Origin of the sequence: Roseovarius aestuarii (assembly GCF_019966515.1) — a bacterium.
In the GTDB taxonomy this organism is placed as follows: domain Bacteria; phylum Pseudomonadota; class Alphaproteobacteria; order Rhodobacterales; family Rhodobacteraceae; genus Roseovarius; species Roseovarius aestuarii.
In genome coordinates, this window is record NZ_JAIMIB010000003.1 from 26,150 (window position 1) to 51,210 (window position 25,061).

Sequence of the window (25,061 nt, forward strand, 5' to 3'; positions counted from 1 at the left end):
TTTGCCGGCGCCAAACATCTGACATGATGTATCATACAACACGTATATTGGCATATAATAATATAAATGTTGCAAGTACAACATGATGCCCATAAGCTGCCGAGGACTCATCCGTCGGTCGATGTGTCGGGGTAAAGGGCAAATAACCAGGAAACCTGGGTTCAATCACACGCAAGGAGGTAATCCAATGATCGAAGGACGGATCCCCGGTCGCGCTGCACGGCGAACCGGAATCGCGCTGGGCCTGATGCTGTCGGCATTTGCGGGCATGGCGCAGGCTGAAGAAACATTCTGCGTCGGCATGAACGGGCCGTTGTCCGGACCCTCTGCCGGCTGGGCCTTGCCTGGACTGACCGGGCTCAACCTGATCATCGACCAGGTGAACGCTGCGGGTGGCATCGAGGCGGACGGCAAGACCTACAAGGTCGAACTGCGCCAGTTTGACAACGAATACACGCCCTCGAAGGCATTGCAGGGCGCGAAGGAGCTCGTTCTCCAGCACGACTGCAAGCAGATCTTTGGCATCGGCGGCACAACGGCCGACGCTCAGGCGCCGTTCCTGACACAAGCCAAGGTTTTCTATTCCCCGCTGATCGTGAGTGACATCAACCCCAACCGGCCTTATGTGCTTGCCGGTTCCGATGTGAACAGCCGCGGTGAGATGATCAGGCCGGCCTATATGCGGACGGCTTATCCCGACAAGACCCGCTACGCCATCATCGCCCAGGAAGACCCGGGCGCCTATACCGGACAAGCATGGGAAGTTGGCGCCGCGAAGGCCGTTGGGTTCGAAATGGTCTACGACTCGTTCTATTCGGCGGAAACCACCGACTTCGCACCGGTGATAACCGCTGTCCTGGCGACCAATCCGGATATTGTCAGCCTCGGGCTGTCATGGCCTGACTTCATCCCGCTGCTGATGGAGCAGCTTTACCTGCAAGGCTTTACCGGCGTTGTCGCGGCGAACTACATCGAGCATGACCCGATCCTGCAGCGGGTTCCGGCCGAATGGCTGGCGCAAGTGCGTGCGATCGACAGCTACCAGCTGTTCGATGATCCGTGGTTCGGCGTGCCCTCAGCGCAGCATGACTTTTTTCGCGAGTGGGATGCGCGCTACGGCGAGAACGGGTCGGACAACCTGGGCCGGCCGATGAACGGGATCGACTGGCTTTATGCGCCAATGCTCGAGGTCTATCTGAAGGGTGTCGAAAAGGCGGGCACACTTGATGCCGACAAGGTGCTCGAGGCAATTCGCAGCTTCGATCACGTGCAGACCATCCAGGGCCCGGCACGGATCACCGGCGAAGACCTTTGGGGCGGCAAGAACATGATCTCGCCCCCGGTGCCGACCACGGCTTTTGATCCGGAATGCAATTGTAAACGTGTCGTGTCCGTGACCGACTGGGATGTCTGGTTCGAGCTTCTGAAGGACGAGATTATTGCAGAGGTGCGGGATCGCGGGCAGATGTGGGATCAGCGCCAGTAGCCGATCTCGTGAGACACCCGGCCCGACCGGATGCACGCGCTCAGGCTCGTCATCCGGTCGGGCCGGGACGTCTCGGGCGGGCGGTTCCGCCTGACCCATTCCACTCCACGACCGGTATGCCCTGAACACTCGGAGAGCGACTATATGGAACTGGCGACCTTTGTCCAAACACTCGCAAACTCGCTGGTCCTCGGATCGATCTACGCGCTGGTTGCCATTGGTCTGTCTCTTGCCTTCGGCGTCATGCGCATGGCCAACTTTGCGCATGGCGAGTTCTACATGGTCGGGGCCTACGTTGTGTACGCGCTCTACGCGCTGGCGGGCTGGCCCTTCTACGCCGCCGTCGCCGTCGCGGTCCCAGTTGTCGCCGTTCTGGGCATGCTGACCGAACGGCTCATTTTCCGCCCGACCAAATCGAACACGCTCGCCGGTTTCATGGCCACCGCCGGTCTGGCGTTTATCCTTCAGGTCCTGGCCGGGCAGATCTGGGGGGTCGGGCTTGCCAAGCAGGTGCCGATGCCGATCGTAGGTGCGACCGAGATATTCGGCGCGCTGATCTCGACGCAGCGCCTCACCATCATCCCCATCGCGTTCGCGACCCTGGCGGCGCTCTGGGTCTTCCTTTACCGGACCAAATGGGGGCGCGGCATGCGGGCCTGTTCCATCGACCCCGATGCCGCCGCACTTCAGGGGATCGATATCCGGAAGATGTCGCTTCTGACCATGGGATTGTCCGGCGCCAGCGCCGGGCTGGCCGGGGCGCTCATGTCACCGATCTATTCGGTGACGCCCTATATGGGTCACGGAGTTGTGCTGATCGCGTTCATCGTCGTCATCATCGGCGGCATGGCCAGCGTCGAAGGTGCGGTTGCCGCGGCCTTCATCATCGGGTTCGTTCACACCTTTGGAACGACCATCTGGGATGGCATCACCGCAACGATGCTCGGCGTCGCCTTCATGGCTGTCATTCTCGTCATTCGTCCGCAGGGCTTGTTTGGCCAAAACCCGGTCTAGGGGCAGGAGACCGCGATGAACACCTCGAAGACACTGCAATTCGCTCTGCTCAGCCTGGCCGTCATTGGCGGCATGATCCTTCTGCCCCAAGGTCTCGGCCTCTACTCGGTGGAGCTTCTAAACATCTTCCTGGTCAATGTTATTTTGGTTTGCAGCTACCGCATGACGGTGACGACCGGCGATTGGGGCCTGGCACATATCGTCATGATGGGGGTTGGCGGGTATTCGGCGGCCCTGCTCGCCAAAGACGCCGGATTCAGCATCTATCTGACGATCCCAGCGGCGGGGCTGATCGCGGCTTTTGTTGCCTATGTCATGAGCCTGCCGCTCTCAAGAACCGTTGGCTTCGGGTATTTCATCGCCTCTTTCGCAATTGCCGAACTGGTGCGTCTGAGCTGGCTCAAGTTCGATACCCTGTTTGGCGGCGTGCGGGGCCTGATCAACATCCCGATCGGCAAGGTCTTCGGCTACAGCCTGTTCGATCCAGTGATCTACTACTACCTGTCGCTGGCCGTGGCCGTCATCTGCCTGATGCTGATGTTCCAAATCGACAGATCCAGGATCGGGATCGTCTGGCGCTCGCTCAGCACGGATGCCGATCTGGCCAGAAGCGGCGGCATCAACGTCTCCTACTACCGCAAACTGGCCTTCATGTGCGGCTCGGCCTTTGCGGGCGTGGCAGGCGCGCTGCTGGTCCATCGGTTGGGCTCGGTCGACCCCAAGGGCTTCGATCTGACCACGATGATCTATCTGGTCATCTGGGTTGTGGTCGGCGGCACCGGATCGTTCTGGGGGCCTATCGCCGGCTTGATCGTGATGACATTCTTCTTTGAATGGACCCGCGAATTCCTGGCCTGGCGCCCGCTGTTCTTCGGTGGCATCCTGATCCTGTTCCTGATCTTCCTGCCGAACGGGCTGGACGGGCTGCTTCGAAAACTCTTCGACAAAGTAACGTCTCGGGGGGGAGCGAAGCAATGACACCGATCCTTGACGTCAAGAGCCTGACCAAGCGGTTTGGTGGCCTGACCGCGGTCAATGCGCTGGATCTCACGGTTCGGACCGGCGAGATCCACGGGGTTATCGGTCCCAATGGTGCTGGCAAGACGACCCTGTTTTCGCTGATCGCCGGTGCGATGAGGCCAACCAGTGGGCAGGTCTTTTTCGACGGCACGGAGATCACCACCTGGGCGCCGCACAAGATCACTGAAGCCGGCCTGGCGCGCACCTTCCAGCGCAGCGCCGTTTATCACGGCTTCAGCGTGCTGGAAAACATGCTGATCTCGATGCACACGGGTTGTCGGGTTTCGCTGCTCGGGGCGATCTTCAACTTCGGCCCGACTTTCCCGGCCGCCGAAATTGAGCAGGCCGACGGCATTCTCGAATTTGTCGGTCTGAGTGAATACCGGGATGCGCAGGCGGAAACTCTGGCGCTCGGGCATCAGCGGAGCCTGGGAATCGCCATCGCGCTGGCGACCGGCCCGCGCCTGCTGATGCTCGACGAGCCGGCGGCGGGCATGAACGCGCAGGAGGCGGTCGTGCTCGATGAGCTGATCCGCAAGATCCGAGATGATCAGGGGATTTCGGTGGTCCTTGTCGAGCATGACATGAAACTGGTCATGGAAATCTGCGACCGGATCACGGCGATAAATTTCGGCTTGCTGCTCGCCAACGGCACCCCCGAAGAGATTGCCGGCAACAACGAGGTCATCGACGCCTATCTTGGCGTAGAGGATCTGCTGGATGAGGATGGCGATCATGCTTGAGATCAAGAACCTCAAAGTCAGCTATGACAAGGTCGAGGTGTTGCACGGCTTGTCGCTCAATGTGAACGAGGGCGAGGTCGTTGCCCTGGTCGGCGCCAATGGGGCCGGAAAGTCGACAACGCTGCGCGCCGTGTCCGGTCTGGTGCGCGCAGACGCCGGAACCATCACGCTCGACGGCCGGCGCATCGACGGAGCGTCGGCGGTGGACGTGACCCGCGCCGGGATTGCCCATGTTCCCGAAGGCCGAAGGGTTTTCGCTGAAATGAGCGTGAAGGAAAACCTGCTCGTCGGCGCGTTTCAGCGCAGCGACAAGGATGGAATCGCTCGCGATCTGGCAAGCGTTTTCGAGCGCTTCCCGCGGCTTGAGGAGCGCCAGATCCAGATGAGCGGCACGCTCAGTGGCGGCGAACAGCAGATGCTGGCGATCGGGCGGGCCTTGATGTCGGACCCTTCCGTCGTTCTGATGGACGAGCCCACGCTCGGCCTCGCCCCGCTGATGTGCCGCCAGATCGTCAAGATCGTGCGGGAACTGAACAGCCAGGGCAAGACCATCGTGCTGGTCGAGCAAAATGCCCGCATGGCGCTCAGCGTTGCCGACAGGGCCTATGTGATTGAAAAGGGTGAAATATCGGTGACCGGGACGGGGCAGGAACTGCTCCACAACCCGGACATCAAGAAGGCTTATCTGGGGATTGCTTAGACCCCGTTTATCACATCTCGCAGACGACCGAGGGAATGACAATGAATACATCCGCAACAGATCTCGATGCCAGTATTGCTGCCGAAGTGACACGCGTTGTCGAGCTTTATGATTTCACCGACGATGTCCGCGTGACCCCCCTCAGCCGGTCCGAGAACATTGTCTTTTTCGTCGATGACCCGGCGCGAGAGACCAAATATGTGGCCCGCGTCAATTCCGGGCGACTTGCCTATCACACGGGCGAGCTGATCAACTGCGAGCTTGACTGGCTGACGGCAATCCGCGAGGACACGGATGTGATCGTTCCCGAAGTGATCGCCGACCGTGACGGTCGGCGTGTCCACACACTGAATGTGCCTGATAGCCCAACCCCGCGGTTTGTGTCTCTCTACAGCTTTATCTCCGGCGCCGAGCCCTCCGAAGAAAACCTGCCGGCCGAATTCCGGAGGCTCGGTTCGATCACGGCGCGGCTTCACAACCACGCGAAATCCTGGACCCCACCGGCCGGGTTCAAACGGTTGACCTGGACCGAGGACATGATACTCGACGACAAGCTGGGATGGGGGCACTGGCAAAACGGCGTCGGCATCGAAGGGGAGACAGCAGTCATTCTCGAACGCGCGGCATCGATCCTGCGCCGCCAATGCGAACGGCTTCCCAAAGACCGAGAGAGCTTTGGCATGATACATGCCGATCTGCGCCTGGCCAACATCCTCGTGGATGGCGATCAGATTGCCATAATCGATTTCGATGATTGCGGCTTTGGGTGGTATCTTAGCGAGTTACCTGCCGCTCTCAGTTTCATTGAAGACCACCCCGACCGCGACACCCTGATCCACGAATGGATCGCGGGATATCGCGCAGTCTCGAACCTCGATCAAGCCATGGTCGATCAGTTGCCTACGCTTTTCATGTTGCGGCGTTTCGCGCTTTTGGCATGGCTTGGCTATCAGGTCGATCACCTGGAATTCGCGCGTGAAATCGGCCCGCAATTCACCATGGAAACCCGTAAGGAAGCGGAAGCCTATCTGGCACGCTTCGGATAGTCGAAACGTGTCGTCGTCTCCTGGGTCACTTTGGCCCGACCAGACGCGAAGCACCCGAACTGATCCAACACGCGCCGAATGTCGCGAACCAAGCCGTTGGACGCCACGGGATCGCGCTCTTTCCTATTCCATCAAATCGGACGTCAGCGCCAATGGGGCAGTTTAGGGTGATTTGCTAGGACAGGGTTTCTGGTACATCCTTGCCACCAGGGAGCGGAGATGAGACAGAAACCTCGAACACGTAAGAGCCACAGCGAAAAGGTCGTAAAAGACATCCACGGCCCCACGCGCAAATAGTACGCGATCTACCTCGGCGTGCTTCTGGCTTAAGAACAGCTTCTTTAAGAAGTCAGTTTGTCCGCAACCTGCAAGTTTGTAGAAGTCTCGCAACGGCATGCTTAATGGCTGGTATTCACACCGCGCAGTGGGTCTGAGAATGATGCAGGCGCGGCAATTTTCGTGCTGGGAGCGCGTGCAGCGAAAAATCTCTTGGTCTCCTTTGGGCTCAAACCAGTCATCTGACAGTTTTGGTCGTTTGATCGCATTCAGCCCAAAGGAGACCCTGGTTTGCGTCGCGATTGGCAGGATCGCGGGCAAAGCTCCAATTCACTGCAACGGTCATCGATGCCGGCTATTCGAACCACGAGTACACAACGACCTGCCGCTTGGTTTTCCAAGCTGTTCTTTGCAAGTCATGCGAGATGAACTAGGTTAGTTCTTAAGCGCGAATATTATCTCAGATCAAATCGTCAATGGTGATCCGCCATTCTGAAGGAACTGTTGAAACCCTCCCTCCGCAACTGCGGTGATTGCCCGATCCGACATCGAGCGGTGTGCGCCCGCTGCGAAGAGGATGAATTGGCGGTGCTGGAAAAGATGAAATACTGTCGTAGTTTTGAGGCTGGACAAACGGTCATTTGGGCTGGTGACGAGACAAGTTTCGTGGGCTCAGTCGTGTCGGGCATCGCCACGTTGACCCAGACCATGGAGGATGGCCGGTCCCAGATGGTGGGCCTTTTGCAACCCAGTGATTTTGTGGGGAGGCCAGGGCGTGATGGGGCGGTTTTTAACGTCATTGCGGTCAGCGATCTTGTGATGTGCTGTTTTCGCAAAAAGCAGTTTGAAGATTTGGTGCATTCAACGCCTCACATCGCGCAGCGCTTGTTGGAAATGACACTAGACGAGCTGGATGCGGCACGCGAATGGATGCTAGTGTTGGGTCGCAAAAACGCTCGTGAAAAGATCGCATCGCTCTTGTCGATATTCGCCAGGCGTGATGCGTCATCGTCGTCGAATGCGCGCGAGGGTCGACTGGAATTTGATCTGCCGCTAACACGTGAGGCGATGGCAAACTATCTCAGCTTAACACTAGAGACAGTCAGCCGCCAGATATCGGTGCTGAAACGGGATGGGGTGATTCAGTTGCAAGGCAAACGCCACGTGATCGTACCTGACCTTGACCGACTGCTGATTGAAGCGGGCGATGACGACGATGGCGGAATGATTGTCTGACAGTTGAACAGTACTGAAACAATGCGGACATTCAAACAAGATGCAGCATTGTGAAGTTTGGGCTGTGCCGACATCCGACGATATTGGTCGGTTGACCGATGTCAGCCCAAAGCAGACCCTCTCCCAGCAATCAGATGCAAGCGGGCGCTTTTTTTGAGGCTTGGTGCGGAACATAAACGGCTATCTTGTCGGAAGAGATAACAACGAAGTTGTAGGACTCACGGTCGAAGTACAAATTCCCACCATATACCGGCATCATTGGTGCGAGCTGACAAACCTCAGCTCCCAAAGCGTAGCGCACTGTCGGGCCCTGCATCATTGTAAATGTTCGTGCCATGCCAAATACCATGCATAGAAAGAGTGTTGCTACGAAAGCAAGTTTCCAACCCTCAGGTGAGTTGAAGAACTCCCTATGTGTCCTTTTGTCAGCGACGCGGTAGGCGGACAACAATCCCAAGATAGCCATGATGCCGCCAAACAAAATCGTATAGTATAGCGCAATTCTGGATGGGTACGTTATGAAGGATCCGGTTTCAATTGGGAGAAACGTAGAAATGCTGAACACCAAGACCATTATGATGCGCACGCCAAAAACAAATGCACCGTAGGATCGACCTTCGACGACTGCTTTGTTCCTGCGACGTTGGAGCCGAGCCACGACAGGGTCCCGCAAACCTCGCGACTTTCTCAGGCCAAAGTAAAACTTGCAGATCAAAAAATTAAAAAAGACTACCGATCCAATGACAAACAGACGTGAGACCTTGAACAAGGCAAAAATTATCAACGCTATAAAGGTCAGTTGACCAGAAAGATGTACTATCGTTGCGTGATTGATGAGCGTTACGACAGACGACGGTAAGCCGAAAACAACCCCCAAGAGGAAAGCGCCTGTTCCTCCAACATATAGCGCGAAAAATAGAGCCCCGAACGTCAGCACTTCTCCGGCTTTCAACACTGGAAGATCTCCGATGATCTTGCGCCAACTGTTCCCTGAGTTATCCAACGATCGTTACCTCCTAAGCCTAAGTGACAGGAATATTTTTTGATCATATCCTACCCTAATTCGAAAGGCAGCTGGAGTAACCTCAATGTCTATGGTCTGCTACTTGTCTCTGTACGGCGAGCAACCCAACTGAGGCCGTCGTCGTCTTTCGTTTGGAAGCACGCTATGGACCGTTCGTCCAACTTTGCAAAGTCCGCTTTCTGCGCGTTGCGGCCATTGGTGGAGACCGCAGCATGAACGGTGAGGAATTCCGGCCTATGAATGACTGCTTTCGCTATGCCGGGTTGCAGCCCGAGCACTTGCAGCAAATTCACGTTTCCCGTCGAAGATTAATGAAACCCACGTCCGCTTAGGGCTGCCTCCAGCCATCTGCCGGAACGCTGATGTGTGTCTCGTTCGGTGAACCGTGTGCCGCGCCGCCGCAAGGCGGCTCTGAGCCAGAGTGTTCGATGCTGCGTTCGTAGCAAACGTCTGCTTCGGTGATCGGCTTACTCAGGCAGTCCCGCATCGCGAAGACTGGTAAGCCATACCCGCCGGTTTTCGGGGTGGTTTTTCGATCCCGCAAACTGTCTTTGCATAGCCGTGATAGAAAGCTTCGGGTTGATCTGCAATGCAGCATCCACAGCTTTTTGGGCCTCGTCTGCCCTTCCAAGTTTGATGAGACTGGCCGCACGCAGCAGGTGATGAAAGACCCGCCAAGTATTGCTTGTAGCAACGGCGCCCAATTGGCGCGCCGCTTCGAGCGCGCCCTCATGCTGACCAAGATGAAAAAGGATGTGCCCCTTGTAGAAATACATGTTCTGGAGCATCGGATCGCGGGGGCTAAGTTTTAGCGCCATCTCAATGTGAGGCAGGGCTTTGCTCTGCAAACGAAACCAATCGTAGGTGTGCGCTAACTCCAGACGAATGCGCGCATCATTCGGGTTTATTGCAACCGCACGCTCAAGGTTGGCAATCGCGGGTTCGGCCTCGCCGGTGAATCGATAGATGTAACCCAAGGCTGCGTGTGCCTGCGCGTCCTGATCGTCCAACTCAATTGCCCGCTTGGCAGCCTCCGTGGCGGCAACCAGTGTGTCTTGTGGCGCATCGCTCCACTGAAAGAAGAATATGGTGCCGAGTGCCCTAGCCTTAAGACTATGCGCGGCCGCAAACTCCGGATCGCGGACAAGCGCTTCTTCTGCAAAACTCAAGGCATCGCTTTGCGCGTCCTTGGAAAATACGGCCTGTCGAACACGTCCACGCAAGTAGAGGTCCCAGGCCCCAAGGTCATCTGTTGGTTTATCACGCCCTTGCAAACTGTCTGACTGATAGATTTCAGGTAAAAGTCTGCCCGCGATAGCTTGGCTGATTTCTCCTTGCACGAAGAAGATGTCGTCCAATTGATGTTCGAAAGCCTCGGCCCAGATTGTCTCATTGGCATCGACATCCACGAGTTCTCCGCTAACGCGCACACGTTCTTCGTCGCGTCGAACGCTGCCTCGAACAACATAGCTTACCCCTAGGTCGCGGGCGATTTCGAGAGCCGTGTCCGATTCACGTGCGTAGGAAAACATCGTCGCACTTGAGACAACAAATAGTTCTCGATTACGCGAAAGATGCCCGATAAGTTCATCCGTCAAACCGTCAACGAAGTACTGTGCTGAAGGGTCTCCGCTTAGGTCATCGAACCGGACCACCGCAATTGACGGTCTTTCTGTATCTAGAGGCAATGGCTCCTCACTGGAGAAAGAAAACCAGACCGCACCCAGCAATACCACTGAAGCTACAACAAAACTCCACAACCGTCGTTTAGGTTTTGTGAGCGCTTCTTCTGTCTCGTCTGTGGACACCGTCGCGACGAACTGGAACCCGCGCTTTGGATAGGTCTTAATAAATTTCGAGGTCGACGCCGTGTCGCCCAAAGCCTTTCGAACAGAATGGATGCGCGTGTTTAGAGCCGCATCGGTGATGGCCTTTCCCCCCCATATTTCATCAATGAGGTCCTGCTTGCTTACGACGCCCGAGCGGCGTTCAATAAGAAACCCCAGCAGTTGGAGCGCCTGTGGTTCAAGCTCCACCGAAACACCGTTGCGCGAAAGCCCTCGCACAGCGTCAAGTTCGAAGTCCGCAAATTTGTACATGAAAAATACTTACCTTTAACGGTGTTGAGCGCTCAACGGTTGATCGCTGTTGTCATCTAAATGTCAGAAAAAATCATGTTCCAATCAAGCTTCTTGGGTCGGTTCAATCTACGGATGGCACAGGGTTATGCCCGGCAACAAACACACTATGGAAGAAAAAGGAGACTGAGATGCCGAAATTAAAAAAAGTGGTCGTGTGCTTTACTATTGCATTGGCTGGGGGCATGGCGATGGCTGAGACAGACCTCGACGCAGCCCTGAAAAACGGCGGTGAAAGGCTCGGATCAGACCAGATTGCGGAGCTGCTAATTGGCCATGTGGTGACGGCAAAGTCGGGCGAAAAGATGTTTCGCTTCTTCTATGACCCCAACAACGTTATCAGTGGTGAACTTACCAATGGCGGCTGGAAAGGTACAGGAGCATATGCCATTACCGACACTGACCAAGTCTGCGTTTCGATGGCCGCAGACAAGGGTCGGTATCGCTGCCTGACTGCAGTACGCCATGGCAATGTTGTTCAGAAGTTCAATGCTGGCGGAAAGATGACTTTTGAACTTCTCGACTTCGAACCTTCCACGGGCCTCTAAGGATCGGTCGATCAGCTGCTGCCATTGGCTTGCACAGTATCAATGGCAGCTCTGTGCACATTGCTACCTTTCGGATAGAGCTAGCACCAATTTAGGTGATTTTTCAGTGACCAAGTTGCTCGAACCAGTCCAGTACCATTGTCGCCCAACCTTTGGGTAATCCGTGACCCCCCTTGTGCAAAATCAGCTCAAGGCTTCCGTATTCACATTTCCATTCTTTTCGCCAAATCCCATCGGAAATTTCATGTTCAGTAGCATTACTTGGGCAGGTATTTGCGTTACGCCAAAGTTGAAGACCTTCCCAAATATCAGCCTGACTTATTGTGAATTGAACTTCATCATTGTGCCATGATCGACCTTCCAGCGGAACCATTGGATCGGTAAATCCATGCGTGTGCAATAAATTCACTGGCGCGCTGCATTTCTCAGGCATTGGCATCCAGAAACCTCCGGCAGCCGGCGCATATGCCAAGGCCAGGTTCGGCGAATGACAGGCAACATCCCAAACCATCGATCCACCCCGAGAAAAGCCCGTCAGTAAAATCTGATCCGGAGAAACTCCAAATCGATTCACGGCATCCGAAATCACTTCTTGCAGGAAAATCAGATCCCGCCGCGGGTATATCTGCCAACCGTCGCGCACGGACCAGTCGTTCGGCTTTCCATCATGCCACGGCAACGCCGTAGGTGCGATCAGAGCATAACCCCTTGAGGCCAACTGATTTACAAATCCTGCATTGCCGAGGACCTTGGCACCGCTGCTGCCGTATCCGTGCAAGTGCACCACTGTTGGTCCATTTTCCCACTCGGCGGGAATGGCAATGTGATATTCCCCTGCTTCGACCAAGCAAGGTACATTCTTACTGCCGCAGTCCTGTGCAAGCGTTTGACCGGCCAAGAAAAACAAAGCCATCAGCAACAAGCACTGACGCAAACTATTCTGACAGCTTCGAGCAGTCATTCTTCCCAGTTCCTTTGGCGCTATTAAGAGACTAGCAGAGAAATGATGCACTAAGTGAAAATTTGAATTAGCCATGCGAGCATAAAGCAGCGCACTCAATTCTTTGCTGCCCCAATGTTCAGAAAGTCCGCTTTGTCCCGTATAGCGGTCGTTGAAACTATTAGCAGCCCATGACAGCTTCGAGCCCATTTTGCACCACTGGCACATGGGTTGATTTCGCCGTGCGCGGCGAAGTGTGTTACACTTTACTTTGAGGTGTGCTCGGCCTCACCCAGGGGCCCAATAGCGCAAAATTTGGTTGGGGAACGTGAAATGAACGAACCTGTGTCCGCACATTATAGGGGTGGGGGCAGCCTTGCCGCAAAGATTGCAATAGGGATACGTGACGCAGGATTGGAGCCGAACAGTTTTCGTGCTTCTGATTTTGAACCCATCGACGAGTTCCATTTCCGCGGAAGAGAGGCGACACTGCAGTTACTGAAACAATTGAATTTGAACCAGACTTCGAAGGTACTGGACATCGGGAGCGGATTGGGCGGCGTGTCCAGGACCATGGCCGAAGAGGTGGGTGTTCACGTAACCGGGGTGGATTTGACGCAAGAGTTTTGCGATGCGGCCATCGCTATTTCCGCATGGGTCAATTTGGGCGATAGAACGTCCTTTCTCCAAGGGGATGCCACAGACATGCCTTTCCCTGACGATCACTTCGACGGGGCCGTTACAGTCCATGTCGCCATGAATATTCCGGACAAGGCTGCTATGTACTCGGAGGCGCGCCGCGTTCTCAAATCCGGCGCACGATTTGGTATCTACGATATTCTGCAAGGCGAAGGTGGCGAAGTCCTTTATCCGACACCGTGGGCCGCTAATCCATCAATCAGCCATCTTGCGACGCCGGAGGAAATGTCCGCGCATATTATGAGTGCTGGTTTCAGAATCCTGAGTGAATCGGACTCAACCTCGGAGAGTTACCACTGGCTCAAGGAGAGGACCACAAAATCGCCATCGACAAGCCCGCTTCCAGTGACGACACAGCTCTTGTTTGGAACCGACGCTGCGAAAATGGCAAAGAACCAGCTCAAAGGACTCAATGAGCGCCGCATGCTGACTTATTCTTTTATCTGTGAAGCCTAACGGACAACGGCAGTTTCGTCCGCTTGAACAACAATGCCCGCTTTAGAGCCCAAACTGTCCGGTGCTGTAGGATAAATTAACAGCAGTAGTGCTCGGACTGCCGGCCTTCATGTCTCGTCAGATAACATCCCGGAAATCACTGGCCTGATAGGGGACAAACAATTCTTTGAGGGGAGCTAAAATGCCTGTTTTTCGTAGTGGGTCTGCCCCCATATCGAGCAGCAGTTCATCGTGGTAATGGGTCATGTGCAAGAGCAACGTGGCTGATCGTGCCGCGCCGTCGGGCATCCAGGATTGCTTCCAGTGCCTAAGTGAGGCAATCGCAGCAAGCATGTCTCCCTTACTTGGCAAGGTCACATTTCGGGCGACGACTTCGGACAGCCAGCGCGCCTGTAGTGAAAAGGTCGTAACGCTCATGAACGACGACGCACGGCCAACAAAGGCAAGGTTGGGTGCGTCGGGGTGCAGAATATGCCGATAGAGGTAAATGCCATCCGGTTCTTCGCCTAAGGCGATGCGCAGATCCTTGGGCAGAAACCCGAAACCAGTTTTCCAGCCCGTCCCGAAGACGACGCAATCCACTGACAGTGTGTCACCGTCCTCCAGGATCAACTCGTTTTCGGTGAAGCGTCGCAAGCCGCTGCGATGCGCCGATATTTCCCCGGCGCTGATGCTTTCGATGAACCCGGGTCGTGGTACCATCGTCACTTCCGAGTAGGCGTCATAGTCGATCGGGTGCACGGGGATCAGAGTGTCGCCGTTGGCGATCCTGGTTCCCAGCTTTTGCTGGATGCGCAGCAACATCTCTACCACCCGCCAGAAGAGCCAGGGCAAGGGATAACCAACCGTATGAAGCGCGCGCGTGACAGGCGTTGACCGGACGTAGGGCGGGATCATCGCCGCGACCAGCCGTGTCAGCATGCCCCACTTGAACGGGAGCAGCCCCAGAAGCTTTCTGGGAACGGGCCAATGGGTGCTGCGAAACACCAGATACACCTTGTCCGCCACGCCGATCGCGGCCCCGGCGATATCACCAGCGCTTTTGCCATACCCGACGACGGCCACACGCCGCCCGCGCAGCATCTCGATATCCTTGACCTGACTGTTGTGAAGGATGTCCCCCTGAAACTGATCCTGTCCTTCAATTTCCGGCATCTGCGGAGTCTCTGAATAGAGCCCGGTGGCGATAACCACCAGATCGGTCTGCACGATGTTGGAACCGCTTTCATCTTCCACCTCCAGCGTCCAGCCGTCACCCGACCGCCGCAGCGCCGTGACGCGCGTGCCCAGTTGCAGGCAATCGCGAATGCCGAAATGATCGCAATACTCCTCCATATATTTCTGAAATTCGGGGCCGGGCGTGTAATGCGGCACCTCGTCAGGCAACGGAAAATCCGGAAATTCGTAGAGGTCTTTTGGAATTTGCACACCGAACCCGTGATACCCGTCGGCCCAGACGCCCCCCAGTTTGGAATTCCGGTCATATACCCTACAGCTTATGCCCTTTCGGGTCAGATTTTTCGCCGTGGCGAGCCCGGAAATGCCTGCGCCGATGACAACCGCGTTCTTGATCTTGCCGTGGATCATGGCGCCGCCTGCCGTCTGTTCAGGAGTTTTGAAGCACCAAGAAACACTGCCCCCAGTATCCAGAAAGTCAGGACATAGGCCCCGAACAGTGTCCAGAGAAACCACGTCCAGATGCCTTGCCAAACTGTCTTAATCGGGGCCAACCCGGGGCGACCCAGCCGCGCCCGAAAAATGCTTAACATGTGCAGAAAACCCAGGACGGCACCTATAGCAGTACCGATCAAAAGATATGTGCTCATTTTGATGTCCCCCCTTTTAGCATAAAAGAAAAAGTCGTTTTTCAAAATGAGCGGACCGGAGATCTCTCTCGGACTGCGGTCATTGGATCATTAGCTGCGAAAGCTCAGTTTGTCCGCAGGGCCGACCTCTACGCCTCTCAAATGCTGCGTATTGCACGAACGGCAGGTTTGCGGAAGCTGCATTGCAGCGCCAGATCACACCTAAAGCGGAGGGAATGCCCCGTCCACGCGACTTTGCAAAGTTCACTATCTGCGCTTAGCTGACGTCAGGTTCAACTCAGCCTGAGTATGCGATATGATCCCCTAAGGGCTACGTTGCTCAATCACAATGGAACGGCACTGATTACAGACTTAGAAATCATCAACACAACCTTTTCCACAAGGGCCAGACGTGCATTAACTCAAACGATGTTCACACTGTAGCTGAACTTCAACGCGTGCTCCAAGAGTACGGTTAGAGATACGTCGGGGAGAGAATGTTCGGCATCGGCAGGGTGACGGCGGGTGAAATTTTGGAGTTCTTGAGTCGCCATTAAGTATCTGCACCAACTCCTGATCCGCCAATGTCATTTGGTCACGTAATTTGAGTACGTTGAAATAAATGATGGAACACAGCGAAACTACGTCAAAAAATGGGTACTTTGTCCCCCATATGTCCCCCAAACCACATCTGCGTAGCGGATTGAGAGGATCATTTCGCTGCTAAGTCTTTGATTTCAGTGGTGAGCCGTACAGGATTCGAACCTGTGACCCACTGATTAAAAGTCAGTTGCTCTACCAACTGAGCTAACGGCCCACTAGGCGGCCTATCTAGAAAGACGCGACGCGAGGGTCAAGCCCGAAAATCCATGTAAATCAATTGCGGTGCTGGATTCATCAGTTCTGCGGGTTTATATGCGCCAGCATGAGCACACCGCGCGATACCGCATTGCCCTTCATGAAGATGCATGGGCTGGGAAACGACTTTGTCGTGGTGGACGCGCGTGAGCATATGATTGATATCACGCCCGCCATGGCGATTGCGATCGGTGATCGTCGTCTTGGGGTGGGTTTTGATCAGCTTGCGGTGATTTCGAACGGCCACGCGGATGCTCATCTGACCTTTTACAATTCAGATGGGAGCATATCCGGGGCCTGTGGTAATGCGACGCGCTGTATCGCACGCTATCTGTTGAATGAAAGCAATCGGGACGAGCTGCAACTGACTACAGCGCGCGGAGATCTTGTTGCGCGAGACGCTGGTGAGGGGCGGACCTCTGTTAATATGGGCTTGCCGCAGCTGGGCTGGGCTGAAATCCCTCTGGCGCATGAAATGGATACGCTCGAATTACCGATCGAGGGCCGCCCGTCGGCGACCGGCATGGGCAATCCGCATTGTACGTTTTTTGTCGAGGATGCCGAGGTCGTTGATTTGGCGCAGTTCGGGCCCCGTTACGAAACCCATGAGCTTTTCCCGGAGCGGACGAATGTCCAGGTTGCAAGTGTGATCGGGCCCGACCATATCCGCATGCGGGTCTGGGAGCGTGGTGTCGGTATCACGCTGGCATCGGGATCTTCCTCCTGTGCGACAGCGGTAGCGGCGGCGCGGCGCGGGCTGAGCTCGCGCAAGGTGCGGATTGATCTGGACGGTGGTACCCTCGATATCGACTGGCGCGATGACGGCGTATGGATGACCGGACCAACGATGCATGTATTTGACGGTGTGCTGACAGCCGAGTTCCTGCGAGCGGTCGAATGAGTAAACCGCCGATTTTCGCGACGCTCGGTTGCCGCCTAAACGCCTACGAGACCGAGGCGATGAAAGAGTTGTCATCGGCGGCTGGGCTGGGCGATGCGGTTGTCGTCAATACCTGCGCCGTGACCGCCGAGGCAGTACGCAAGGCACGGCAGGAAATCCGCAAGCTAAGGCGTGAACACCCCAAAGCGCGGCTGATCGTGACAGGTTGCGCCGCGCAGACCGAGCCCGACACATTCGCGGCGATGGCCGAGGTTGATGCGGTGATCGGCAATACCGAGAAGATGCAGCCGGAGACCTGGAAAGGGCTTGCCGCTGATTTTATCGGCGACAGTGAAGCGGTGCAGGTGGATGACATCATGTCCGTCACCGAGACCGCAGGCCACTTGATAGACGGGTTCGGCACACGCTCGCGCGCCTATGTCCAGGTGCAGAATGGCTGTGACCATCGCTGCACGTTCTGCATTATTCCTTACGGGCGTGGAAATTCACGGTCGGTGCCAGCGGGCGTAGTCGTCGATCAGATCAAGCGGTTGGTGGATCGGGGCTATAACGAGGTCGTGCTGACAGGGGTCGATCTGACCAGTTGGGGCGCCGATCTGCCGGCCACGCCGCACCTGGGCGACCTGGTGATGCGGATTCTGAAACTGGTGCCGGATCTGCTGCGCCTGCGGATTTCCTCGATAGATTCCATTGAGGTAGATGACAATCTGATGCAGGCGATCGCCTGCGAGCCCCGGCTGATGCCGCATCTGCATCTGAGCCTTCAGCATGGCGACGATCTTATTCTGAAGCGCATGAAGCGGCGGCATTTGCGCGATGATGCGATCAGGTTTGCCGAGGAAGCGCGGCGACTGCGGCCCGAGATGACATTCGGGGCCGATATCATTGCCGGATTTCCAACCGAGACCGAAGCACATTTTGAAAATTCCCTGCGGTTGGTCGAGGAATGCGATCTGACCTGGCTGCATGTCTTTCCCTATTCGCCTCGCCCTGGCACGCCGGCGGCCCGAATGCCCGCCGTAAATGGTCGGGCGATCAAGGAACGTGCCGCGCGGTTGCGGGCGACGGGTGAGCGTCAGGTTGAACGGCATCTGCAGCGGCAGGTTGGGCAAGAGCACCGGATCCTGATGGAAAGCCCCCGGATGGGACGGACCGAACAGTTCACCGAAGTTGATTTCAGCTCGGACTGTGCTGAAGGCCAGATCGTGACCGCGCGGATTCGCGGCCATAACGGGCAACGGCTGGTGGCCTAGATCATGGCTTTGCCGGTTTTATGGTCATTCCGGCGATGCCCCTATGCGATGCGGGCACGTCTGGCGATCGTCTCGGCGGGCGTTCATGTCGAATTGCGCGAAGTGGTGTTGCGCGACAAGCCGGTTCAATTTCTGCAATCCTCACCGAGTGCGACGGTACCCTGTCTGAACACCGGATCTCAGGTCATTGATGAAAGCTTTGACATCATGATCTGGGCGCTGAAGACAAACGACCCGGAGCATTGGTTGAACATGCCGGAACAGGGATTCGGCCTGATAGAAGCAAACGACGGCTGGTTCAAACACGCGCTGGATCGGTACAAATACGTCTCGCGACACAAAGATGTGGACGCCGAGGCAGAACGGGAAATCGCCGCAGAGTTCATTTGCGAACTGGACGTGCTTCTGGCTGATCGGGCTTGGCTGTTCGGAGCCTTGCCGTCACTGGCTGACATGGCGGTGCTGCCCTTCGTTCGACAGTATGCTCATGTCGATCTGGTTTGGTTCAATCGACAGCGTTGGCGGCATGTGATCCGCTGGCTAGATGCTTTCAAAGCGTCAAACCGATTTACTGCGATCATGACAAAATATCCGCAGTGGCGCGCGCCGGACCAGAGAGTTCTGTTCCCTGACGAGCTTTCTCTCCCTTGCAATTAGCAATGCAATCCTCAGGATGCGCATAATCCACCTTGAAGGCCGCGCAAGATGCACCCTAACCCCGTATTCCGCAAAGAGACGACCAGCCAGCACATCACCTTTGCCCGCGAGTTGGGATTTGGCATGTTAGCCGTCACCACCTCTGACGCGCCGGTGATAAGCCACATTCCGTTTCTGTTGTCCGGGGATGGTACAGTGGCTGAATTTCATCTGGTGCGGTCAAATCCGATTGCGAGGGCGTTGAAAACACCGCTCAAGGCACGGCTGGCAGTGCAGGGGGCACATTCCTATGTCTCGCCGGACTGGTATGGCGTCGACGATCAGGTGCCGACATGGAACTACATGGCGGTGCATATGGTGGGCGAGGTCGAGCAGCGCCCGGCGGACGAATTGCACGATCTGCTCGACCGACAATCCGCCGTCTATGAAAGCCGCTTGCAGCCCAAGCCGCCCTGGACCACCGTCAAAATGACGGCCGATGTGCTTGAGAAGATGATGCGCCAGATTGTGCCGTGTCGGATGCGGGTGGATCGGATTGATGGCACATGGAAATTAAGCCAGAACAAGCCTGATGATGTGCGGCTGCGTGCGGCGGATCATATGGATGCCTACGGGTTTGGCAGCGATGTGCGGGTGCTGTCGGCGTTGATGCGTGGGATTACACCCGGCGGCTGACCTAGCGCTGGTCAACTGGGTGTGATGGACCTACCTTTGTCATATCCAAACAGGAGTTTTTGCGATGAAACTGCTATCTGCGGACGCCTCGCCTTTTGCACGCAAGGTGCGTGTTCTGATCCTTGAAACTGATCTGACTGACGCGGTTGAGACTGTCGTGGCCATGACCACGCCTTACGACACGAACCAAACCCTGCTGGCGGCCAATCCGGTGGGCAAGCTGCCGACGTTGATTCGCGAAGATGGTCCGGCGCTTTATGACAGCCGGGTAATCTGTCGCTTTCTCGATGACCACGCGAGCGCAGGTCTTTATCCGGCCAACCGGCTGTGGGACACGCTGACATTGGAAGCAACGGCGGATGGTATCATGGATGCAGCGGTGTTGATGACTTACGAAAAGCGCCTGCGCCCGCCCGAATATCAATCCGTTGACTGGTTGGACGCCCAGTGGAAAAAGGTCATGGGGGCGGTGTCGGTCATAAACGACCGCTGGATGAGCCACCTGTCAGGTCCGCTGGATATGAGTCATATTGCTACCGGATGCGCGCTGGCCTATCTGGATTTCCGTCACGGTGATCGCAACTGGCGCAAGGGAAATGACGCCCTGGACGACTGGCTGGCAGTTTTTGCCGAGCGCGACAGCATGAAAGCCACCGCGCCCGAGTGAGGCCCGTTTTGGCCTTGAGCGAACATTCACACATTAAGTACTGGCGGCCCGTGCGGCGGGTAGTGGCGTCCATTGAGCTCGGACCAATGGCGCCCAGCTCGAAGACCGATGCGTGGCGGACTGCGGCGCTGATTCCCCACAGGTGGAAAACGCGAGCCGCAGCGTCTGGTCAGGATTAACGTGATCGATCCAATTCGAAACGGACCGGCCCTGGTTCAAAAACTATAACTGACCCCGATATTCACGGCATGAGTCAGAATGTCGGTGCTGATCGAGCCGGGAAGCTGGCCGGGTACCAAAGGATCGGCATCAATGGTGATGTCATTATCCGACCAGGTGAACTGATATTCGGTAAAAAGCGCCCAATGATCGTTCAGGTCGTATTTAATGCCCGCGATACCCCGAAGGGCGGGGCCGGTCGTCTCGTAACCAAAGGTTCGATTCGATGCGCCGTTCACGGTGACATCCACATGCGGGATCGCAATACCGGCGCCAGCGCCCACATAGGGCGTGAACTTTTCCAGTTTGAACGCACCGGGCCAACGCTTCATGATGTTCGCTGTGATGATGTTATGACCATCGGAAAGCTCGAAACTGCTGGCACCGATAGCGGCAAGATCAGCGGTCGAGGCATAGGCTTTGGTATGCGTGCCCTCAATGCCGAAGCCGATATTTGATTGGGTCCACCACATCGCACGCCCGCCGTAATAATAGGGGTTTTCCAGTGGTCTGCCTTCCCAATCGAAACTGCGGCTGACCGGAACGCCGCCAGGAAATGTGCCCGAGCCGGTGCTTCCCTGAACGCTTTGCACGCCGAGATAGAGGCTGAGTTCCACTTCTGCAGCGGCGGGCATCGTGGTCATCGCAAGAGCGACGGCGGCACATTTCAGGATGTTCTTCATGTCGAAAGGCCCCTTCGGGTTTGTGTCGGTAGGATTTGCCTCTGCTTACACCCGTAATACGGCCCTCTCAAGCGCGACAGAAGCGCACCCTGGTCAATTCCGCGGCATTGTGCTCTGGACTGGCCCGAAAAGCACAGTTAAACATCGCGATGGAAAGGTTGCAGGATTCCCGCGACCCGAGATTGCATGAGCCGCATTCGGCACCAGAATGGAGTATACCTCGTGTCCCACGCAGAAGATCACGAAGGCACCCGCAGGGATTTCCTTTATTACGCTACCGCAGGCACCGGCGCTGTCGCCACCGCCGCAGCCGTCTGGCCGCTGGTTGACCAGATGAACCCGTCCGCCGACGTTCAGGCGTTGAGTTCGATCCGGGTTGATGTCGCGGATGTGGCACCGGGCACCCAGCTGACGGTGAAATGGCTGGGCAAGCCGGTATTCATCCGCCGCCGCACCCAGGCCGAGATTGACGAGGCACGCGCCGTGGATCTGGCTGAACTGCCCGATGGCGATGCCCGTAACGAAAATATCGACGATGGGTCGCCGGCTACGGATGAGAACCGGTCGATGGACGAATCCGGTGAATGGCTGGTTCAGATGGGTGTGTGCACCCACCTGGGTTGTGTTCCGCTGGGCGATGCCGGTGATTTCGGCGGGTGGTTCTGCCCCTGCCACGGGTCGCATTACGATACCTCTGGCCGCATCCGCAAAGGACCGGCACCTGAAAACCTGCCGGTGCCGGTAGCAGAATTCGTCGATGAAACGACGATCAAACTGGGATAAGGAAGCGCGCATATGTCCGGAATTCCGCACGATCACTACGAACCCAAGACTGGCGCTGAGAAATGGCTGCATAGCCGCCTTCCTATTGTCAGCCTGATGTATGACACATTGATGATCCCCACGCCCAAGAACCTGAACTGGATGTGGATCTGGGGTATCGTCCTGACCTTCTGCCTGGTGCTGCAAATCGTTACCGGCATCATTCTGGTCATGCATTACACGCCGCATGTCGAACTGGCCTTTGCCTCGATCGAACACATCATGCGCAACGTGAATGGCGGGCACTTCATCCGCTATCTGCACATGAACGGCGCGTCGCTGTTCTTCTTTGCCGTCTATATCCACATCTTCCGCGGGCTGTACTACGGCTCCTACAAGGCCCCGCGCGAGATTACGTGGATCATCGGCATGCTGATCTACCTGATGATGATGGGCACGGCCTTCATGGGCTACGTGCTGCCTTGGGGTCAGATGTCCTTCTGGGGCGCGACGGTGATTACCGGCCTCTTTGGTGCGATCCCGTTCATCGGTGAGCCGATCCAGACCTGGCTGCTGGGTGGCCCGGCGGTGGACAACGCGACGCTGAACCGCTTCTTCTCGCTCCACTACCTGCTGCCTTTCGTGATCGCAGCGCTGGTCGCGGTGCATATCTGGGCCTTCCATTCCACTGGCAACAACAACCCCACAGGTGTTGATGTGCGCCGTGGCTCCAAGGCCGAGGCCGAGAAAGACACATTGCCGTTCTGGCCCTATTTCGTGATCAAGGATCTGTTTGCGCTGGCCGTGATCATGGTGGTGTTCTTCGCCATCGTGGGCTTCATGCCCAACTATCTGGGCCACCCGGACAACTATATCGAAGCCAACGCGCTGGCTACGCCCGCGCATATCGTGCCGGAATGGTACTTCCTGCCCTTCTACGCGATCCTGCGCGCCTTTACCGGCGAAGTCTGGGTTGTGCAACTGGCAAGCTGGATCACCGGTGGCATCGTCGACGCCAAGTTCTTCGGTGTGCTGGCGATGTTCGGTGCGATCGCGGTGATGGCGCTGGTGCCGTGGCTGGATACCTCCAGCGTACGGTCGGGCCGGTATCGTCCGATGTTTAAGTGGTGGTTCGCCCTGCTGGTCATCGACTTCATCGTGCTGATGTGGCTGGGCGCCCGTCCGGCGGAAGAGCCGTATGCAACCTATTCGCTGATCGCCTCGGCCTACTGGTTTGCCTACTTCCTGGTGATTCTGCCGCTGCTGGGCGTGATCGAAAAACCAACTGCCGCGCCGGAAACCATCGAAGCGGATTTCGAAGCGCATTACGGCAAAGCCGAAACACCGGCTGAATAAGAGAGGATCGGGGACAATGATGAAAAAACTCAGCATCGCCGCTGTAACCGCCCTGACCCTTTCGACCGGGGGCGCAATGGCCGCCGGCGCCGAGGGTCATGTGCATGACGTCGACTTCTCGTTCGAGGGGCCGTTCGGCAAGTTCGACCAGAACCAGCTGCAACGCGGTCTGCAAATCTACACCGAGGTCTGTTCGGCCTGTCACGGGCTGCGTTATGTACCACTGCGCACGCTGTCCGACGAAGGCGGTCCGCATCTGCCCGAAGATCAGATGCGTGCCTATGCCGAGCAGAATTTCGAGGTGTTCGACCCCGAACTGGACGATACCCGCCCGGCACGGCCAACCGATCACTTCCCGATGTCGAACCTGGAAAACGCGCCGGACCTAAGCCTGATGGCGAAAGCCCGCGCCGGTTTCCACGGGCCCGAGGGCACCGGCATCAACCAGCTGGTTAAAGGCATGGGTGGCCCGGAATACATCGTCTCGCTTCTGACCGGATATACCGGCGAAGAGAAAGAGGAAGCCGGCGTTACGCTATACGAAAACACCGCTTTCCCGGGTGGCTGGATTTCGATGGCGCCACCGCTTGCCGGCGAGGATGTTGAGTTTGCCGATGGTCACAGCAACGAGCTTCATCACGAAGCCGAAGACCTGGCAGCCTTCCTGATGTGGACGGCCGAGCCTAAGCTGATGGCACGGAAACATGCGGGCCTGACAGGTGTGATTTTCCTGACGTTGTTGTCGGTGCTTCTGTATCTGACCAACAAACGCATCTGGGCGCCGGTCAAAGGCAAGTGCCACAAGGCAGGCTAAGCCACTGTCGCCGGTTGGCGACAGATTTGAGACTCAAGACAAGTCGGCGCGGTTGCCTGAGGTAGCCGCGCCGATTTTTTTTGTCCGGTCACCTATCTAGATTGCGATACTAAGATATCGGACGGTTTCCGGCCGGTGTTCTTGCATAGTTGAAAGGGCGCGAATTCCACGAGGTTGGGGGCGCGGAGCTTTCATTGCGATTATATCCTTGAATAGGATGGATTGTTTCCAAATCCTGGTTAATGCTATGACAAGGGCATCTGAGGCAAACAGGGCCGGAACCACGGCAAGATGGATCCGCAATGATCAAGTTACGCAGTGCATTTCTGGATTGGGCGCGCCACCAGCGCGAGCTGCGCCGCTGGAGCAGAACCGCACGCGATGCACCGAAAATGCGTCATTCGCTACTGCGGGCCGAGAGGTTCCGTGCCCGTAAGCTGATGTATTCGTTGAATGAGGTTGTTTCGATTGCGGATAACCGGTTGGCCCTGCCGATGATCGGGTCAAACGCGTTTCCCAAACCTCATGGTACCGATTGGTCCTGGCGGCCGTCGCTCTGGCGCGAGCCGTTGGCCACGCCTGGCCTGTCGTCGGTCGAAAGCAAGTCCAAGCTCGGCGATGAAGTGACATTGTTTCACGATTGTGCACATTCCGAGCTGACACTGCGCCAGTTGCGCAACAGTCGCGAGGCCGATCTGGCGCCCTACGGGCTGCGCATGGACGTCTTCAGTTTCGACGGCTCTTTCCTGTCGCTGGTGCTGGACTTGCCTTTCGAGGCAGTGGATCGGCTGACCCGCCGCCACCTGATCCGCATGGACACGATTGTCGAGATGGAGAAGCCGCTGGAAATCTTTGCCCGGCTCAACATCAAGCACGGACCAAATACCGAGCAGCTAGTACGCGAACTGCCGCTGCATGAAGAAGACGTGATGGTCGAGTTTGATCTGGCCTATAGCGAGCTTAACGAAAAACGTATCGAGCGCGCCTGGATCGATCTGATCTTTGAAAACCCGCAGATGAGTCAGGTGATCCTTCGCGACCTGACCTTCGGGCGGCGGCCGCGGGCGGAATTCTGAGGGAGCAAG

At 56.5% G+C, this 25,061-nt stretch carries 24 protein-coding genes and 1 tRNA gene; 18 read left to right on the forward strand and 7 right to left on the reverse strand.

What is annotated here, in order from left to right:
- Positions 1 to 187 precede the first annotated feature (187 nt).
- The 7 genes from LC334_RS05195 (at position 188) to fnrL (ending at position 7,521) form a co-directional block, all read left to right on the forward strand.
- Positions 188 to 1,486, forward strand: a complete 1,299-nt coding sequence (locus LC334_RS05195) for an ABC transporter substrate-binding protein (protein WP_176237628.1) — start codon at positions 188 to 190, stop codon at positions 1,484 to 1,486.
- Positions 1,487 to 1,516: 30 nt separating this feature from the next.
- On the forward strand, positions 1,517 to 2,500 hold the full coding sequence (locus LC334_RS05200) for a branched-chain amino acid ABC transporter permease (RefSeq protein ID WP_085799210.1): 984 nt from the start codon (positions 1,517 to 1,519) through the stop codon (positions 2,498 to 2,500).
- Between the two features lie 15 nt (positions 2,501 to 2,515).
- On the forward strand, positions 2,516 to 3,478 hold the full coding sequence (locus LC334_RS05205; protein WP_085799211.1) for a branched-chain amino acid ABC transporter permease: 963 nt from the start codon (positions 2,516 to 2,518) through the stop codon (positions 3,476 to 3,478).
- Positions 3,475 to 4,263, forward strand: a complete 789-nt coding sequence (locus tag LC334_RS05210; RefSeq protein WP_085799212.1) for an ABC transporter ATP-binding protein — start codon at positions 3,475 to 3,477, stop codon at positions 4,261 to 4,263. Before LC334_RS05205 ends, LC334_RS05210 begins: the two co-directional genes overlap by 4 nt.
- Positions 4,247 to 4,963 carry an ABC transporter ATP-binding protein gene (locus tag LC334_RS05215; protein WP_217809108.1) on the forward strand — a complete coding sequence of 239 codons (717 nt, stop codon included), beginning with the start codon at positions 4,247 to 4,249 and terminating at the stop codon, positions 4,961 to 4,963. The genes LC334_RS05210 and LC334_RS05215 overlap by 17 nt, the downstream gene beginning before the upstream one ends.
- A gap of 41 nt (positions 4,964 to 5,004) precedes the next feature.
- A complete protein-coding gene (locus tag LC334_RS05220; RefSeq protein ID WP_176237629.1) occupies positions 5,005 to 6,009 on the forward strand; it encodes a phosphotransferase enzyme family protein in 1,005 nt (334 codons plus the stop codon).
- A 765-nt stretch (positions 6,010 to 6,774) separates the two neighbouring features.
- Complete coding sequence (fnrL, locus tag LC334_RS05225; protein WP_223412904.1) at positions 6,775 to 7,521, forward strand: transcriptional regulator FnrL; 747 nt, start codon at positions 6,775 to 6,777, stop codon at positions 7,519 to 7,521.
- 130 nt (positions 7,522 to 7,651) lie between these two features.
- Here the strand turns inward: fnrL and LC334_RS05230 are convergent, their stop codons facing one another.
- Together LC334_RS05230 and LC334_RS05235 are read right to left on the reverse strand one after the other, a co-directional pair.
- Positions 7,652 to 8,524 carry a hypothetical protein gene (locus LC334_RS05230; protein ID WP_085799214.1) on the reverse strand — a complete coding sequence of 291 codons (873 nt, stop codon included), beginning with the start codon at positions 8,522 to 8,524 and terminating at the stop codon, positions 7,652 to 7,654.
- A 488-nt stretch (positions 8,525 to 9,012) separates the two neighbouring features.
- Entirely contained in the window at positions 9,013 to 10,644 is a 1,632-nt protein-coding gene (locus tag LC334_RS05235) for a winged helix-turn-helix domain-containing tetratricopeptide repeat protein (RefSeq protein WP_085799215.1), read from the reverse strand.
- Positions 10,645 to 10,814: 170 nt separating this feature from the next.
- On the opposite strand from LC334_RS05235, the gene LC334_RS05240 reads away from it, so the two are divergent.
- On the forward strand, positions 10,815 to 11,231 hold the full coding sequence (locus LC334_RS05240) for a hypothetical protein (RefSeq protein ID WP_139836308.1): 417 nt from the start codon (positions 10,815 to 10,817) through the stop codon (positions 11,229 to 11,231).
- Between the two features lie 103 nt (positions 11,232 to 11,334).
- Here the strand turns inward: LC334_RS05240 and LC334_RS05245 are convergent, their stop codons facing one another.
- Positions 11,335 to 12,381, reverse strand: a complete 1,047-nt coding sequence (locus LC334_RS05245; RefSeq protein WP_223412892.1) for an alpha/beta hydrolase family esterase — start codon at positions 12,379 to 12,381, stop codon at positions 11,335 to 11,337.
- Positions 12,382 to 12,504: 123 nt separating this feature from the next.
- Between LC334_RS05245 and LC334_RS05250 the strand changes: the two genes are divergently transcribed.
- Positions 12,505 to 13,326 (forward strand): class I SAM-dependent methyltransferase, encoded by an 822-nt coding sequence (locus LC334_RS05250; protein ID WP_085799218.1) that lies wholly within the window; start codon positions 12,505 to 12,507, stop codon positions 13,324 to 13,326.
- Positions 13,327 to 13,443: 117 nt separating this feature from the next.
- Here LC334_RS05250 and LC334_RS05255 read toward each other — a convergent pair whose 3' ends face one another.
- From LC334_RS05255 to LC334_RS05265, 3 genes are all read right to left on the reverse strand, one after another.
- Complete coding sequence (locus tag LC334_RS05255; RefSeq protein ID WP_085799219.1) at positions 13,444 to 14,913, reverse strand: flavin-containing monooxygenase; 1,470 nt, start codon at positions 14,911 to 14,913, stop codon at positions 13,444 to 13,446.
- Positions 14,910 to 15,152, reverse strand: a complete 243-nt coding sequence (locus LC334_RS05260; protein ID WP_139836309.1) for a hypothetical protein — start codon at positions 15,150 to 15,152, stop codon at positions 14,910 to 14,912. The genes LC334_RS05255 and LC334_RS05260 overlap by 4 nt, the downstream gene beginning before the upstream one ends.
- A gap of 720 nt (positions 15,153 to 15,872) precedes the next feature.
- Positions 15,873 to 15,948: transfer RNA gene (locus tag LC334_RS05265), tRNA-Lys, on the reverse strand.
- 108 nt (positions 15,949 to 16,056) lie between these two features.
- On the opposite strand from LC334_RS05265, the gene dapF reads away from it, so the two are divergent.
- From dapF to LC334_RS05290, 5 genes are all read left to right on the forward strand, one after another.
- On the forward strand, positions 16,057 to 16,890 hold the full coding sequence (gene dapF, locus LC334_RS05270) for a diaminopimelate epimerase (RefSeq protein WP_085799221.1): 834 nt from the start codon (positions 16,057 to 16,059) through the stop codon (positions 16,888 to 16,890).
- Positions 16,887 to 18,143 carry a tRNA (N(6)-L-threonylcarbamoyladenosine(37)-C(2))-methylthiotransferase MtaB gene (gene mtaB / locus LC334_RS05275; RefSeq protein ID WP_085799222.1) on the forward strand — a complete coding sequence of 419 codons (1,257 nt, stop codon included), beginning with the start codon at positions 16,887 to 16,889 and terminating at the stop codon, positions 18,141 to 18,143. The genes dapF and mtaB overlap by 4 nt, the downstream gene beginning before the upstream one ends.
- Positions 18,144 to 18,146: 3 nt before the next feature.
- Complete coding sequence (locus LC334_RS05280; RefSeq protein WP_085799223.1) at positions 18,147 to 18,800, forward strand: glutathione S-transferase; 654 nt, start codon at positions 18,147 to 18,149, stop codon at positions 18,798 to 18,800.
- A 48-nt stretch (positions 18,801 to 18,848) separates the two neighbouring features.
- Positions 18,849 to 19,475: an FMN-binding negative transcriptional regulator gene (locus tag LC334_RS05285; RefSeq protein ID WP_085799224.1), complete on the forward strand. Its 627-nt coding sequence runs from the start codon at positions 18,849 to 18,851 to the stop codon at positions 19,473 to 19,475.
- 64 nt (positions 19,476 to 19,539) lie between these two features.
- Entirely contained in the window at positions 19,540 to 20,142 is a 603-nt protein-coding gene (locus tag LC334_RS05290; RefSeq protein WP_085799225.1) for a glutathione S-transferase, read from the forward strand.
- A gap of 215 nt (positions 20,143 to 20,357) precedes the next feature.
- Here LC334_RS05290 and LC334_RS05295 read toward each other — a convergent pair whose 3' ends face one another.
- A complete protein-coding gene (locus LC334_RS05295) occupies positions 20,358 to 21,044 on the reverse strand; it encodes an outer membrane protein (protein ID WP_085799226.1) in 687 nt (228 codons plus the stop codon).
- 222 nt (positions 21,045 to 21,266) lie between these two features.
- Between LC334_RS05295 and petA the strand changes: the two genes are divergently transcribed.
- From petA to LC334_RS05315, 4 genes are all read left to right on the forward strand, one after another.
- Positions 21,267 to 21,827, forward strand: coding sequence for a ubiquinol-cytochrome c reductase iron-sulfur subunit (gene petA, locus LC334_RS05300; RefSeq protein WP_085799227.1), 561 nt, complete (start codon positions 21,267 to 21,269; stop codon positions 21,825 to 21,827).
- 12 nt (positions 21,828 to 21,839) lie between these two features.
- Positions 21,840 to 23,162 carry a cytochrome b gene (gene petB, locus LC334_RS05305; RefSeq protein ID WP_085799228.1) on the forward strand — a complete coding sequence of 441 codons (1,323 nt, stop codon included), beginning with the start codon at positions 21,840 to 21,842 and terminating at the stop codon, positions 23,160 to 23,162.
- Positions 23,163 to 23,178: 16 nt separating this feature from the next.
- The gene (locus LC334_RS05310; RefSeq protein ID WP_085799229.1) at positions 23,179 to 23,976 is read left to right on the forward strand and encodes a cytochrome c1; all 798 of its coding nucleotides are present in this window, start codon (positions 23,179 to 23,181) and stop codon (positions 23,974 to 23,976) included.
- Between the two features lie 302 nt (positions 23,977 to 24,278).
- Positions 24,279 to 25,052: a DUF6478 family protein gene (locus LC334_RS05315; RefSeq protein ID WP_085799230.1), complete on the forward strand. Its 774-nt coding sequence runs from the start codon at positions 24,279 to 24,281 to the stop codon at positions 25,050 to 25,052.
- Positions 25,053 to 25,061: the final 9 nt, after the last annotated feature.

Excerpts from the sequence above, each read along its gene's own strand:
- LC334_RS05195 (WP_176237628.1), top strand. The coding sequence starts at position 188 with ATGATCGAAGGACGGATCCCCGGTCGCGCTGCACGGCGAACCGGAATC.
- LC334_RS05200 (WP_085799210.1), top strand. The coding sequence starts at position 1,517 with ATGCACGCGCTCAGGCTCGTCATCCGGTCGGGCCGGGACGTCTCGGGC.
- LC334_RS05205 (WP_085799211.1), top strand. The coding sequence starts at position 2,516 with ATGAACACCTCGAAGACACTGCAATTCGCTCTGCTCAGCCTGGCCGTC.
- LC334_RS05210 (WP_085799212.1), top strand. The coding sequence starts at position 3,475 with ATGACACCGATCCTTGACGTCAAGAGCCTGACCAAGCGGTTTGGTGGC.
- LC334_RS05215 (WP_217809108.1), top strand. The coding sequence starts at position 4,247 with ATGGCGATCATGCTTGAGATCAAGAACCTCAAAGTCAGCTATGACAAG.
- LC334_RS05220 (WP_176237629.1), top strand. The coding sequence starts at position 5,005 with ATGAATACATCCGCAACAGATCTCGATGCCAGTATTGCTGCCGAAGTG.
- LC334_RS05235 (WP_085799215.1), bottom strand. The coding sequence starts at position 10,644 with ATGTACAAATTTGCGGACTTCGAACTTGACGCTGTGCGAGGGCTTTCG.
- LC334_RS05240 (WP_139836308.1), top strand. The coding sequence starts at position 10,815 with ATGCCGAAATTAAAAAAAGTGGTCGTGTGCTTTACTATTGCATTGGCT.
- LC334_RS05245 (WP_223412892.1), bottom strand. The coding sequence starts at position 12,381 with ATGGGCTCGAAGCTGTCATGGGCTGCTAATAGTTTCAACGACCGCTAT.
- LC334_RS05250 (WP_085799218.1), top strand. The coding sequence starts at position 12,505 with ATGAACGAACCTGTGTCCGCACATTATAGGGGTGGGGGCAGCCTTGCC.
- LC334_RS05255 (WP_085799219.1), bottom strand. The coding sequence starts at position 14,913 with ATGATCCACGGCAAGATCAAGAACGCGGTTGTCATCGGCGCAGGCATT.
- LC334_RS05260 (WP_139836309.1), bottom strand. The coding sequence starts at position 15,152 with ATGAGCACATATCTTTTGATCGGTACTGCTATAGGTGCCGTCCTGGGT.
- dapF (WP_085799221.1), top strand. The coding sequence starts at position 16,057 with ATGAGCACACCGCGCGATACCGCATTGCCCTTCATGAAGATGCATGGG.
- mtaB (WP_085799222.1), top strand. The coding sequence starts at position 16,887 with ATGAGTAAACCGCCGATTTTCGCGACGCTCGGTTGCCGCCTAAACGCC.
- LC334_RS05280 (WP_085799223.1), top strand. The coding sequence starts at position 18,147 with ATGGCTTTGCCGGTTTTATGGTCATTCCGGCGATGCCCCTATGCGATG.
- LC334_RS05285 (WP_085799224.1), top strand. The coding sequence starts at position 18,849 with ATGCACCCTAACCCCGTATTCCGCAAAGAGACGACCAGCCAGCACATC.
- LC334_RS05290 (WP_085799225.1), top strand. The coding sequence starts at position 19,540 with ATGAAACTGCTATCTGCGGACGCCTCGCCTTTTGCACGCAAGGTGCGT.
- LC334_RS05295 (WP_085799226.1), bottom strand. The coding sequence starts at position 21,044 with ATGAAGAACATCCTGAAATGTGCCGCCGTCGCTCTTGCGATGACCACG.
- petB (WP_085799228.1), top strand. The coding sequence starts at position 21,840 with ATGTCCGGAATTCCGCACGATCACTACGAACCCAAGACTGGCGCTGAG.
- LC334_RS05310 (WP_085799229.1), top strand. The coding sequence starts at position 23,179 with ATGATGAAAAAACTCAGCATCGCCGCTGTAACCGCCCTGACCCTTTCG.
- LC334_RS05315 (WP_085799230.1), top strand. The coding sequence starts at position 24,279 with ATGATCAAGTTACGCAGTGCATTTCTGGATTGGGCGCGCCACCAGCGC.